We start from the raw sequence: 12,404 nt of genomic DNA, 5'->3' as shown, positions 1-12,404 counted from the left end.
GGAACTGGTATCCGAACGATGGTGGATGCTTGGAGCAAACGAGACAAATGTCAGGGCATGACTTAGGAGGCGCGACGTCCGCGCCTCCTCTTGAATGCCTGGGATAATTGCCAGTTGGCAATTGCTAGCTGCTGGATAGCTATTTGCTGACGGTTTCGCCGCAGTACTTTTCAAACGCCCGCGCCAGGGCGGTGGCGATCATTTCCGGGCTGGCGGTTTCGATGTCACTGCGCTGCATCATGTACACCAGTTGGCCGTCGCGCAGAATGCCGATGGAGGGCGAAGTGGGCGGATATCCGGTAAAGTGGCTGCGCGCGGCGTCGGTGGCTTCTTTGTCCTGTCCGGCGAAAACGGTGATCATGCGCTCCGGGCGCACGCTCTGCCGCACCGCGGCCCGCACTCCAGGACGCATCCTGCCCGCGGCGCACCCGCACACCGAGTTCACCACCACCATCAGCGTGCCTTTCTGCTTCACCGCATCTTCCACTTCCGCGGCGGTGCGCGTTTCGGCAATGCCGGCTGAGGTGAGTTCCTGGCGCATGGGCGCAATCATCATTTCCGGATACATTCTGGGGTTCCCTCCAAGTTTGTTTGTAAGGCCGTATTTTATCACGCGACAAACGGCATGCGGACAGGAGGTAGATTGCCAAGATTGCCAAGATTGCCAAAATCGCCGGAATTGCCAAAATTGTGGCGACTTCCGACACCGTGCACAATCTGGCGAAGAATTGGACTAAAGCAAGAAGGTTACCCGTGGATTGTCTATCATCTTTTACGACAAATCTTGCTTCCGGCAATTTCGGCGATATTTTGCAATTCTGACAATTTTGGCAATCCCATAAACTCTTGTACTCTTACTTCCACGCTTGACTATCCAGGAAAACATTTCACTGGCGCCGCTGACCACGTTTCAAGTGGGCGGACCTGCGCGCTACTTCCTTGAAGCACGCTCGGAAGCCGAGGTGCGCGACGCCGTCAGCCTGGCCGCGGAGCGCCGCTGGCCGCTGTTCGTCCTGGGCGGCGGCAGCAACCTGCTGGTCGCCGACGAGGGCTGGCCCGGCCTCGTCCTCAAGATCGCCTTGCCCGGCGTGGAGTTTGAAAGCGAAGGCGGCAACACGCTGTTCTACGCTGGCTCCGGCGAGAATTGGGACGACCTTGTCGCCCGCACCGTCAACCAGAAGTGCGCTGGTCTGGAATGCCTGAGCGGGATTCCCGGCACCGCGGGTGGCACGCCGGTGCAGAACGTCGGAGCTTACGGACAGGAAGTCTCGCAGACCATCACCCGCGTGCGCGTGCTGGAAATTTCTACCGGCCAGGTGAGCGAACTTAGCAACGCCGCGTGCGGCTTTGCTTACCGCACCAGCATCTTCAACACCAGCCAGCGCGGCAAATATATTGTGCTGGAAGTCGGCTACCGGTTGCGGCAGGGCGGCAAGCCGCACGTCGAATATGCCGATTTGAAAACTTTCTTTGCGGACAAACCCGGCGGCCAGTCACCCACGCTGCAGCAGGTGCGCGACGCCGTCCGTAGCATCCGCCAGAGCAAAGCCATGCTGCTTGTCCGCGGCGACGAAGACTGCCGCAGCGCCGGGTCGTTCTTCAAGAACCCGCTGGTCAGCCAAGCAGAAGCGAAGCGCGTGGAGGCCCTCGCGCTGCAACGCGTGCCGGACGCCAAGCTGCCGCGTTATCCTCAAGAGGACGGGCTGGTCAAGCTCTCGGCGGCCTGGCTCGTCGAGCACGCAGGTTTTCACAAAGGCTACACGCGCGGGCCGGTGGGCATCTCGCGCAAACATGCTTTGGCCATTGTGAATCGCGGCGGGGCTTTGGCACGAGATATTCTTGCGCTTAAAGAGGAAATCCAGAAGAAAGTCTTCGACGTTTGGGGAGTGCGACTGCAGCCTGAGCCGGTCTTTGTGGGATTTCCGACGGAATGATTCACCGCGGAGGACGCAGAGGAAATGCTCGCCATCACTTCACCCTCTACCCCGGAACTGGATGATCCTGCGGCGATCGCGTTTCGATGGTCTCCCTGACGGCAAGGTTTCAAACTGCATCGTCGCCTTGCGTTCGGCCGCGACTTTGAGACGCAGCTCCCGGCTCTCTTCCGTCTCGCGGTACAAGGTTTGCGCCACCGACGCAGGGCCGCGCACTTCGCTCAACAGCAGGACTTCCACGTGAAACTCGCCGCCTTCGTTGGTTACGCGCAGCATGTCGCCGATCTTCACTTCGCGTGCCGGCTTGGCAGGCTGCCCGTTGGATTGAACCCTGCCCAGCTCGCACGCGCGTCCGGCCAGGGACCGCGTTTTGAAGAACCGGGCTGCCCAAAGCCATTTGTCCATGCGCACGGAGGCCATTGCACTATTTTCCTACAAGAGTGGGGTTCAGTGTACGGCCTTGTCTCCACATGGTTTACGCCCCTAAATCCACCCGGCCGGCTTTTTCGTACAACAGATGTAGCCTTTTCAGGGTTTGTACATCTTAAGGAAGCAGGGAAAGCCGTTCCTGAAATTCCCCTGGCGGCTAAAATAGTAAAGAATCAGGGAAGCTGCCCCCGGAGCAAAAATGCTGATCAAGAAACCGAACGATATTCCTTCTTCTGAAATTACTCCTAAGTCTTCCTACGTCAATCGCCGGACGTTCCTTACCGGCGCGGTGGCCGCGGCTGGAGCGGCCCTGGCTGGAGGCCTCTATCTGCGCAACAGCGGCGCGTCAGTGGACCTTCCCTCAACCGTGCAAGCCGCCGGGGCAAAGCTAACGGGCATCGTCAAGAGTCCGTTCAGCACCACCGAGAAACCAAACTCCTTCAAGGACATCACCACCTACAACAACTACTACGAGTTCAGCACGGACAAGTACGAGCCCAACGGGTTGTCGGCGAACTTCCGCACGCGTCCCTGGACGGTGGCCATTGAGGGGCTGGTCAAAAAGCCCAAGCGCATGGACATTGACGCCGTTCTGAAGCTGTCAGCCCTGGAAGAACGCATTTATCGCCATCGCTGCGTGGAAGGCTGGTCCATGGTGATTCCCTGGGTGGGAATTCCCTTGAGCGCGTTGATCAAGCAGGCTGATCCGCTGCCCAGCGCCAAGTTTGTGGCGTTTGAGACGGTGACCGCGCCGGACCAGATGCCCAACCAGAAGCGCTCCGTGCTGCAATGGCCTTACGTGGAAGGCTTGCGCATGGATGAAGCCTTGCATCCGCTGACGATTCTTGCCGTCGGCTTGTACGACGAAGTCCTGCCCAACGTGGACGGCGCTCCGCTGCGTCTGGTGGTCCCCTGGAAGTACGGGTTCAAAGGCGCAAAGGCCATCGTGAAAATCAGTTTCACTGACAAGATGCCGCCCACCACCTGGAACATCATGGCGTCCGACGAGTACGGTTTCTATTCCAACGTGAACCCCAACAAGGACCATCCGCGCTGGAGCCAGAAAACGGAACGCCGCATTGGCGGAAGTCTGTTTGCCGCAAAAATTCCCACACAGATGTTCAACGGCTATGGCGACCAGGTGGCCGGCTTGTATTCGGGCATGGACCTGCAGAAGGATTACTAGCATCGGCAAAAAGCAAAAATCTCACCGCTGATGAACGCTGATAACACTGATAGGAGAAGATTTTAAGCACAGTACTTCGTCGATGGACTATTTGAATCCTTAGCAACCATGAAGCCGCTTCCTGAAAAATTCGTGCGCGGGCTCAAGCTACTGGCGTTCGTCGCCTGCCTGGCACCGCTCGGTGTTCTCGCGTGGAAGGGGTTCCACCAGGACCTCGGCCCAAATCAGGTGGACGTAATCACTCGCTCCACCGGCAAATGGACGCTCACTTTTTTGCTGATCACGCTGAGCGTTACCCCGTTGCGCAAGCTCGCCCGGCTGGCGTGGCTGATCCGTTTTCGCCGCATGCTGGGGCTGTTTGCTTTTTTCTACGGCTGCCTGCACCTGACGACGTACATTTGGCTGGACAAATTCTTTGACGTGCACGCCATGCTGCACGATATCTACAAGCGCAGATTCATCACCGCCGGGATGACGGCGTGGTCGCTGATGCTGCCCCTGGCGCTGACCTCAACCACGGGCTGGATACGCCGCATGGGCGGCAAGCGCTGGCAGAAGCTGCACCGCTTGATCTACTTCAGCGCGGCCGCCGGCGTAGTGCATTTCATCTGGCTGGTAAAAGCCGATCTTCGCCGCCCGCTTACCTACGGAGCGATTCTGGCAGCGCTGCTGGCTTACCGCGCAGTCGCCTGGCTGATGGCGCGTGCCAAGTCGCGGACGCAGACTCCCGTCGCCGTGACCGGCAGCGCCTGACGCGCAGCCAACTCCCTGAGCGAAGCTCTCGCCGCTTGGCGCGCACGTTCACCGGACAAGAAAAAAGGCGCATCGCGATCCTGCGCGACGCGCCCTGTTGCGAACTGTGAATCTTACGGATTGAACTTCAAGCTGATTTGCGTGGTCTGTTCAATGGGCTGGCCGTTGAGCTTTGCCGGTTTGAAGACCCACTGTTTCACCGCGTCAAAGGCCGCATCCCGGAAAATGGGCAGGCCGCTGATCAGCTTGGGATTGGATACTTTGCCGTCCTTGCCCACTTTCACTTCCACCACCACCGTGGTGGTCAGGCTCCGCGCTTTGGCGATGGCCGGATACACCGGCGGCACGCTTCTCACCACCACCAGCGGTTCAAGAGTGGATTGCGCCATCACCGCGGTCGGTCGCGATTCACTGGCGGGTTGGGCCAGCGCGCTCAGAGTTCCTGCGCTGGAGTTTCCGCCCACGGAAAGCGTAGTCGAAACCTCTGCGCTCCCCTGCGCGCCGCTGGTTGCGCCCGCAATGTGTGAAGGACCGGAGGCCAGCGCTACGGTCTTCGGGGCAACTTTCTCCGTCTTGTCCGGGGCCACCGTCTTGTCAATGGCATTCGGTTTGTCGCCGGGCTTAGCGGCGCCGTTGTCGTTTTTCTTGGCCGCGACTGCCACGGAATCCGCAGCCGAACGCGATGGAACAGCGGCAACTGTATTTGCATTGCCGGTTGAATTGCCGGCTGAGGGCTGGATGACTGGAACTGAGGTTCCAGCGAGCGGCGCAGAGTCACCCGGCTGGCCTTGCGGCGCGGGGTTGACCACCGGCGTCTGCTGAGTCGCGCCCTGCGAAGGCTTGCGCATTTTCATCACGCCAAAGACGGAAACAGCCGCAATCACCAGGACCACCGCGGCGCCAACGATCATCCGGCTTCCACCGGACTGCTTCTCTTCGCCAGCGACAGCGTCGAAAGTCCCAAAGCTCGCCCGCACCTCCGGCCGCTCTTCCCGCTTCGGAAACGGAACGGGAGACACGCTATCGGAAGCCGCCGGTCTGACCTTGATGGGCTCGACTTTTGCCGCCGGCGGAACTGGCGTACGCACCGCAGGGGCAGAGTTCGCTGAAGCTGCCGGTTTGATTAACACCGGCGCGGGAGCAGCCGGGACGGAAACCGCCGGTTTGGCCATGGCCACGGGCGCATATTGTGGCGCTGGTTCGGCGGAAGCCCCATCTTCCCTGGCGCGCCGCTCCCTCAGCACCGCGGCGGAGATTTGGTCCGCCATGGTCTTCAACACCGCAACGTGGGTAATGGTGAACGCGTGGGCGGAAGGCGCAAACACGGCCAACACGCCAATCACTTTGTTGTCTTCGCGGATCGGGGTCACCACCATGGAGCGGATTCCCAGCGCGCGGATGGCGGTCATGTCCACGCGAGTGTCAGTCTCCGCGTCATCGCAGCGCAGCTCTTTGCCGGTCTGGATGCACAGTCCGGTGAAGGTGCCTTGCACGCGCAGGGCTGCCCCCACGTCCGGGGCGCTGGCGCCGCTGCGCGCCCGGCAAACGATTTCGTCAGTGCTGTCGCCCTCAGCCAGGGCAATTGCCACACCGGAAGCGTTGGTAAATGCCTGTGCACGCTGGGCGATGATGGCCAGATCGTCGCCTGCCGCCGCGCGCGTCCTTGGTTGCTTTCCTGATTCGGTTGATTGTGTTGCCATGGTGACGCCGTCCATGAAATGCCTCTTCTCTCCCTTATGATCCGCGCACTCCCTGGGAGAAGTACGCTGGCACAAAACCTGTTGCGCCGAACGGCGCTGGTTTGCCCCCGTAGATCGCTTTCGTTCCGGCCTGGGCTAGCGGCAACTTCAGCGTTGTGGATCGGCGAACAAGTTGTCTTGCAAATGCTCGACTACACGCCTCGCGCTGCGGGGGACTCGGGCGACGCGGCGGGTTGCTCTTACGGCCAGACTCGCTTGCTCTTGTCGGCGACTACGCCTACTGGCGCTGACTGGACCGCTACCGGACGTGCTGTCTCCGGCGATGCTACGTTGGTACTGCCGGCTCCACCCTCCAGAATGCGGGCAGCTACACGGAGCGCTTCGATCTCAGCTTGCAACCCTGAGATCTGCGCCTGAAAGATCGCGATTTGATTTTCTTTCTCTTTGATCGCGTCATAGATATTGGTCATTGTTTTCTAACGCCTCCCCGGAAACTCGAATGCGGTCCACAACTGGTCTATTGTCATCGAGATGGCAGGTACGTAAGTTCAGCTCTTTACCCTAAGCGGATGTACCAATGGTCCATGCACTTCTGACCGGAATGCTCTGCGGTCGCTGGCTCTCGCCAGGAAACACCATCAAAAGCCGGAGATATCCTGCAAATTCTGGATATTATCCGCAGACCGGCGCATGAATGGATTCCAATCTTGGCCTCCCTGGAACGCGAACAAACGGGATTTGCGTTGTGATTGTCACCTCGTGCGACGCTTCCATTCTCTGGATCATTGGGGCGGTCGAATATGAAGATTGGAATCAAATCTCTTCAATTCGCTTGTGGATTTGGTTTTCCCGGGAGCGGTTTCCTTCCCATTTTGGGCAAAACAGCGATTATTGTTTACTGCTTCAACTGTATGAGGCTAAACTTCTTGCCGCTTGCGATCTGGCCCTTCCAGTGCTACTTAACTGGCTGAAAGTCGGACGTTGAACTGAAATGGAGGATCCTCCCCTATGAAGCGGTTGGCTATGCTTTGTCTTTTAACACTCCTGTGTTGCTGCTGTCTTGCGACGATTGCAGCCGCGCAGAGTGCTTCCAGCGCAACGATCGTTGGAACGGTCGTTGATCCCCAGGGCGCCGTGGTTCCCGATGCAAAAGTCACGGCTACCAATACAGGTACCGGGACATCCCGTTCCGTAAAGACCACTTCCAGCGGTAATTACACCATCCCCAATCTTGCCCCGGGGACCTACAACGTGAAAGTTGAGGCCAAGAGCTTCAAAGCCGGCGAAGTGAAAGACATCACACTGAATGTGGGAGACCAGCGAGACCTCGGTTTCAAGCTGAACATTGCCGGCTCCGCGGAAAGCGTGGAAGTGACCACGACCGCTCCCCTGATTGAGACCACCAAGACCGACGTATCCAGCTCCGTAACCAGCATGGATATGGAGCGGTTGCCAACGCTGGGCGGCGCCGGTGGGGTGGTGAATGATTATGCCCAGTTGGCATTGACCGCACCCGGCGTAAAGGCGGATACCAGCGGCCTGACCACGGACCTGATTGCTCCCGGCTCGATTAATAACCGCGGCAATCTTTACAACGTTGACGGCGCCAACATCACGGACCAGTTGGTTTCCGGACGTGACAGCACCGGCGCATCCATTGATGAAGTCCAGGAATTCCAGGTCATCACCAACAATTACAACGCCGAGTACGGGCAAGCCAGCGGCCTGGTCATGAACGTGGTCACCAAGTCAGGCACGAACCAGGTGCACGGTGAAGGCCATATGTACTTCCGCGGACGCAATTTGTCGGCTTCTGATCCGTTTTACAAAGATAGCTTGTTTGCAAATGCGCTTCCTCGATCGGTCCCCTCAAGCACTCAGCCACACTGCCCAGACGGGGATTTTACCGGCGCGACCCTGACCAGCCTGGAAGGTTGCGACCGCGCTCCCTTCCATCGCAAGGAATACGGTTTCACGGTTGGTGGTCCTTTCCAGAAGAACAAGCTGTTCTGGTTCACCAGCTTTGAAAAGAGCGGCCAGGGCGTTCCCCTGACGCTGACCCCGTTTGCCTCCCTGGGCCAGCCCGCCGTGACCGTACAGTCGCCCAATAACAACCTGCTCTATTCCGGCAAAGTTGAATACAAAATCTCACAAAACCATGACTTCACGGCGCGCTACGCCGTAGACCGCTTCCGGACCAGCAACGTCATCGTGCAGACCGGACTCAACGTCACTCCCGATGACCTCACCAGCAGCACGATCAACAACGCCAGCCTCAACCTGGGCCTGGTTTCTTCCTTGACGCCAACCCTGGTGAACGAAGCACGGTTCGTGTTCTACCGTTTTGTGACGACCACCTCGGACGCCACCGACCAGCCGGGAGTCATACACGCGGACGGCACGCAAACAGGCGCCGACTTCTGTTGCCCCCAGGGCGGATTGCAGAAGCGGTATCAATACATTGACAACGTCACTTGGACCCGCGGCAAGCACACCTGGAAGACCGGGTTCAACATCAGCTACTACCCCTGGAACTCGCTCTTTCCGCAATTCCACTTCGGGCAGTTCCAGAACAGCAACACCAACGGTCCCGACACGCCTGAAAGCTTTACCATCGCTTTTGGTCCGGGCGAGGTCACGTCCAAGGACAATATTTATGGCTTCTATTTTCAGGATACCTGGAAGCTCGGCAAGAAGCTGACCGTGAACTACGGCGTGCGTTACGACTACGAAGCAGGCGCGTTCAAGGGCGGAAAAATCCCCGGCCCCAACGGCACCTGCCTGATGGGCAACGGTCTGATCCCTGCCTGCAGTTCTGATAAGAACAACTGGCAACCCCGCCTGGGCTTCACCTATGCTGTTGGGGACAAGACCTTGATCCACGCAGGGTTCGCCGAGACTACCATGCTGGCTTTTAACAACGTGGTCCTCGACTCGCTCAACTTTGACGGCACTACGCTGTTTACGGTGACCATTCCCAGGACCGTTGTGGGGCCGGATCCATTGGCGGCACAAAGGGCAGCAATCTTTGCAGCTTTCCCCGGCACACCACCGGCCGGAGCGTTGGCCGCCTTTGCTCCTGCCAACCCCACAAACTTTGGGCGCATCCGTCCCATTTCTGACCATCTGCGGAATCCAGAAGTCCGCATGGCCAACTTTGGCATCGAGCACCAGTTCACCAAAACCTTTAAGGGCGAAATCCAGTACATCGGTCAATGGGGTTTCGGCCTATTCGGCGAGCGCGATACCAATGCTCCTCCGGTCCTTCCTGATCCTGCACACCCGGGATTCTTCTTCTATGGTGATCGGCCGAACCCCCGGTTCGGAGCTATCCGCACCAACGAGAACTCCCGCACCTCGCATTACAACGGCCTGGTGGTCAGCGCCAACAAGATGCTGTCCAACCATATTCAGTTCAACGCCAGCTACACTTGGTCCCACGCCCTCGCTTCTTCAGAGGACTTCTTTGGCATCTCTGAGCCCGGCGATTTCCGCAATATCGGCGCGGAGATGGGGCCGGCCTATAACGACGTTCGCCACGCCGTGAATATGGGAGTGGTGCTGGATTCCGGCAAGATGTTCACCAATCAGTTCATGGGATGGGTGGGCAACAACCTGGGTCTGAGCTGGGTTGGCCAGCTCCAGTCCGGGCGGCCTTATCCGCTATCCACCGGCGACTCGTCCTTCGCCAACGGCAGCCGTTTCTTCGGCGCCGGTAGCGAAACCCAACAACGGCCTAACGTGCTGTCTGACGGCACCATCTCAGTGGCCGGCATCGGTTCCGCTTTCGGCAGCATCGGGAACATTGGTCCTGGTGGAGTTGCAGCCTGCATCGCCGGCGGCAATCCAGCAGCGTTCTGCAATTCACTGCAGAACACGTTCCTGGCGCCGGCCTCAGCCTCGCCATTTGGTCCCGTGGATGCTCTCAACCCGTCTGATGTTGTTGACTTCAAGCTGGCCAACGGCAGCCTGGAACGGAATGCAGGACGGGGATCGGCCTTCGTCAGGTTTGACTCCTCGGTACACAAATCATTCACCATGCCCAGGTACGAAAACGTGAAGCTGGAGTTGCGGTTTGACGCCTTCAACGTTTTCAACCATAGCAACTGGGCGTCCTTCAACAGCAATGACGTGCTCACGCTCCTGCCGTTATCGCTCGATCCGAATTGCACCAACTGCCAGCGAACCAATGGCACCTTCGCCGGCAACAGCGGCCAGATCCTGAAGATCCAGGACCTGCGGAGCGGCAAAGTCAGTTCGGACTTTACTAATCCGAAGTTCGGGCTGCTCGGCGATCCGGCGTCGGTGGATGGCAGCATCGGTCCGAGGAAACTGCAACTCTCATTCCACGCGCGCTTCTAAGCAACGCGCGTTTAACCTGAAAGGCGGGTCTCCGGACCCGCCTTCCTTATTGCTCCGGACTTGGATCCAGCTCCGCCGCAGGACCGTCAGGAGCAGACATGTTCTTGATGGTCAACTGCCAGACCAACGCCAGCACGCTGCCAATCAGGACCAACGCCAGGCACAGCCCGATCCACATCCCCAATGCGCCCAGCTTCATCTTGAAACACAGCCAGCCGCCCAGCGGCAGCCCGATGGCCCAGTAGCCCACCAGGTTCGCCAGAAAAGGCGTGCGCGTGTTACCGGCGCCGCGGAGAGCGCCCGTGGCCACCACTTGCAGACCATCGAACAACTGGAACACCGCCGCCACCAGCAGCAGAGTCGCGCCGGCGTTCACGACCTGGATTTGCGGCGAATAAATTCGCGCAATCGGATGGGAAAAAAGCAGCAACCCTAAGCCGGCGCAAGACATAAAACAAACGCCCAAGAACAACGCAGTCCACCCTGCGCGGGCTGCGCCGGCAACGTCGCGCGCGCCAATGGCGTATCCCACGCGGATCGCGGCCGCGCCACCGATCCCCAGAGGCACCATGTAGGTGAAACTGGCGACATTCAGCGCGATCTGGTGCCCGGCGAGCTGTATCGGCCCGAGTTGGCCGATCAGGAAGGTGGCAAACATGAATGCGCCAATCTCCATCAGGAGCTGCAGCGCCGCCGGGAATCCCAGGTGCAGAATCAGGCGAAGCCGTCTCAGCTCCAGCCGTCGCGATGCCAGCCAGAATCCGCTGTTGCGCTTGCGGTCGTAGTACACCACGGCCACAGCCAGCGCCGCGGCCATGTACGCGCGCGAAGCGCACGTCGCCCAGCCTGCGCCCACCACGCCCATGCGCGGGAGTCCCAAGTGGCCGTAGACCAGCGCCCAGTTTCCCGCCAGGTTAACCAGGTTCGCCGAGATCAGCGTGAAGACCACCGGCTTCACGATTCCCATGGCCTGCAAATAGCGGCGAAACACAAAGTACAGCGCCAGTGGAAACGTGCTCCACACCAGCGCTTTCAGGAACGGGACGGTCTGCGCCACCAGCGCCGGCGCCAGTCCGAAATAAGGAAAAAACGGCACACACAGCAGCGCCGCGCCCATCACCAGCGGGGAAATCATGCCCGCCAGGTAGAGCGCGTTCCACAGGGTGTGATGGCATTCTTCCAGATTGCCTGCGCCGTAAGCCTGGGCCACCAGCGTGTCCAGGCCCAGCATGATGCCGCTGCCGAAGATGCCAATGGTGTAAAACAGCGTGCTGCCCAGGCTGACCGCACCGATGGCCGTCGCGCTGTCCGGCAGCCGCCCCACCATCACGGTGTCAATGAACGCCATGGTCAGCCAGCCCAGTTCAGTCAGCGCCATGGGCGCCGCCAGACGCAGCATGGGACCGAACTCCTGGCGAATTTCGCGAACGTGCAGCATCTATTGATTTAAGCACACCCGCGCGGCCGATCAAGGGTTGGGGCCGCTGCCTCCCCGGTAAAGACCTGTGACAAATCTCACAGACCAGGCCGGCGACTGGGAAATACATTGGCTAGATATGCTGCTGCTTCCGCAAAAACGCCTGCTTATCGTGCACGATCACAGCCCTGCGTTGTTCGACTTTGCCCTTCGTCTGGTTGGCAGCCAGCCAACCCAGATCCTGGTCGCGCGATCGCAGACCGGAGCGCTGGAGATGGCCAAGAAGTACCAGCCTTCTATCATTGTCGTGGCCGCCAGCATGACCACCCTCTACGGCCGGAGCTTCATCAGCCTCCTCCGTGAATCCAATCCTTCGGTCTGTATCGTCGTCCCGGAAGCGGAACCGATGGCGAATCGCGCGCTGGCTTCTTAGATCGGCAGCTCAGGTTTTCATTTGACAGACAAAGGCCCGTTGGCTACGATGAACAACGAAATGCCCTGCCGGACGCATCACCGCCACCATCATCATCACGCGGCGAACGTGTCAGCAGCGGCCTGCAGCAGCTAACTCAAGCAATCATAAGAAATTGAGAGCCCGCCGGCGCGAAACACAAAAATCGGCG

10 protein-coding genes are annotated in these 12,404 nt (G+C 59.3%); 5 read left to right on the top strand and 5 right to left on the bottom strand.

Annotated elements, in window-relative coordinates:
- Positions 1 to 139: 139 nt before the first annotated feature.
- Complete coding sequence (locus LAO20_16955) at positions 140 to 568, bottom strand: BrxA/BrxB family bacilliredoxin (GenBank protein MBZ5533122.1); 429 nt, start codon at positions 566 to 568, stop codon at positions 140 to 142.
- A gap of 298 nt (positions 569 to 866) precedes the next feature.
- Here LAO20_16955 and LAO20_16950 point away from each other — a divergent pair, with 298 nt between their 5' ends.
- On the top strand, positions 867 to 1,934 hold the full coding sequence (locus LAO20_16950) for a UDP-N-acetylmuramate dehydrogenase (protein MBZ5533121.1): 1,068 nt from the start codon (positions 867 to 869) through the stop codon (positions 1,932 to 1,934).
- A 39-nt stretch (positions 1,935 to 1,973) separates the two neighbouring features.
- On the opposite strand, the gene LAO20_16945 is transcribed toward LAO20_16950, so the two are convergent.
- On the bottom strand, positions 1,974 to 2,354 hold the full coding sequence (locus LAO20_16945; GenBank protein MBZ5533120.1) for an RNA-binding S4 domain-containing protein: 381 nt from the start codon (positions 2,352 to 2,354) through the stop codon (positions 1,974 to 1,976).
- A 208-nt stretch (positions 2,355 to 2,562) separates the two neighbouring features.
- On the opposite strand from LAO20_16945, the gene msrP reads away from it, so the two are divergent.
- Positions 2,563 to 3,549: a protein-methionine-sulfoxide reductase catalytic subunit MsrP gene (gene msrP / locus LAO20_16940; GenBank protein ID MBZ5533119.1), complete on the top strand. Its 987-nt coding sequence runs from the start codon at positions 2,563 to 2,565 to the stop codon at positions 3,547 to 3,549.
- Between the two features lie 108 nt (positions 3,550 to 3,657).
- Complete coding sequence (locus tag LAO20_16935) at positions 3,658 to 4,302, top strand: sulfoxide reductase heme-binding subunit YedZ (GenBank protein MBZ5533118.1); 645 nt, start codon at positions 3,658 to 3,660, stop codon at positions 4,300 to 4,302.
- Between the two features lie 113 nt (positions 4,303 to 4,415).
- Here the strand turns inward: LAO20_16935 and LAO20_16930 are convergent, their stop codons facing one another.
- Both LAO20_16930 and LAO20_16925 read right to left on the bottom strand, forming a co-directional pair.
- Positions 4,416 to 6,017 carry a TonB family protein gene (locus tag LAO20_16930; GenBank protein MBZ5533117.1) on the bottom strand — a complete coding sequence of 534 codons (1,602 nt, stop codon included), beginning with the start codon at positions 6,015 to 6,017 and terminating at the stop codon, positions 4,416 to 4,418.
- 224 nt (positions 6,018 to 6,241) lie between these two features.
- Entirely contained in the window at positions 6,242 to 6,472 is a 231-nt protein-coding gene (locus LAO20_16925; GenBank protein MBZ5533116.1) for a hypothetical protein, read from the bottom strand.
- Positions 6,473 to 7,010: 538 nt separating this feature from the next.
- Between LAO20_16925 and LAO20_16920 the strand changes: the two genes are divergently transcribed.
- A complete protein-coding gene (locus tag LAO20_16920; GenBank protein ID MBZ5533115.1) occupies positions 7,011 to 10,364 on the top strand; it encodes a TonB-dependent receptor in 3,354 nt (1,117 codons plus the stop codon).
- A gap of 46 nt (positions 10,365 to 10,410) precedes the next feature.
- Here the strand turns inward: LAO20_16920 and LAO20_16915 are convergent, their stop codons facing one another.
- Complete coding sequence (locus LAO20_16915; GenBank protein MBZ5533114.1) at positions 10,411 to 11,802, bottom strand: MATE family efflux transporter; 1,392 nt, start codon at positions 11,800 to 11,802, stop codon at positions 10,411 to 10,413.
- A gap of 118 nt (positions 11,803 to 11,920) precedes the next feature.
- Between LAO20_16915 and LAO20_16910 the strand changes: the two genes are divergently transcribed.
- The gene (locus tag LAO20_16910) at positions 11,921 to 12,214 is read left to right on the top strand and encodes a hypothetical protein (protein ID MBZ5533113.1); all 294 of its coding nucleotides are present in this window, start codon (positions 11,921 to 11,923) and stop codon (positions 12,212 to 12,214) included.
- The last annotated feature ends 190 nt before the right edge of the window (positions 12,215 to 12,404 follow it).

This window comes from Terriglobia bacterium, assembly GCA_020072815.1.
In the GTDB taxonomy this organism is placed as follows: Bacteria; Acidobacteriota; Terriglobia; order Terriglobales; family Acidobacteriaceae; genus Angelobacter.
The sequence above is the reverse complement of the archived record's forward strand: the minus strand, read 5'-3'. Positions and strand labels throughout refer to the sequence as shown.

Excerpts from the sequence above, each read along its gene's own strand:
- LAO20_16910 (MBZ5533113.1), top strand. The coding sequence starts at position 11,921 with ATGCTGCTGCTTCCGCAAAAACGCCTGCTTATCGTGCACGATCACAGC.
- LAO20_16945 (MBZ5533120.1), bottom strand. The coding sequence starts at position 2,354 with ATGGCCTCCGTGCGCATGGACAAATGGCTTTGGGCAGCCCGGTTCTTC.
- LAO20_16915 (MBZ5533114.1), bottom strand. The coding sequence starts at position 11,802 with ATGCTGCACGTTCGCGAAATTCGCCAGGAGTTCGGTCCCATGCTGCGT.
- LAO20_16925 (MBZ5533116.1), bottom strand. The coding sequence starts at position 6,472 with ATGACCAATATCTATGACGCGATCAAAGAGAAAGAAAATCAAATCGCG.
- LAO20_16955 (MBZ5533122.1), bottom strand. The coding sequence starts at position 568 with ATGTATCCGGAAATGATGATTGCGCCCATGCGCCAGGAACTCACCTCA.
- LAO20_16930 (MBZ5533117.1), bottom strand. The coding sequence starts at position 6,017 with ATGGACGGCGTCACCATGGCAACACAATCAACCGAATCAGGAAAGCAA.
- msrP (MBZ5533119.1), top strand. The coding sequence starts at position 2,563 with ATGCTGATCAAGAAACCGAACGATATTCCTTCTTCTGAAATTACTCCT.
- LAO20_16935 (MBZ5533118.1), top strand. The coding sequence starts at position 3,658 with ATGAAGCCGCTTCCTGAAAAATTCGTGCGCGGGCTCAAGCTACTGGCG.
- LAO20_16920 (MBZ5533115.1), top strand. The coding sequence starts at position 7,011 with ATGAAGCGGTTGGCTATGCTTTGTCTTTTAACACTCCTGTGTTGCTGC.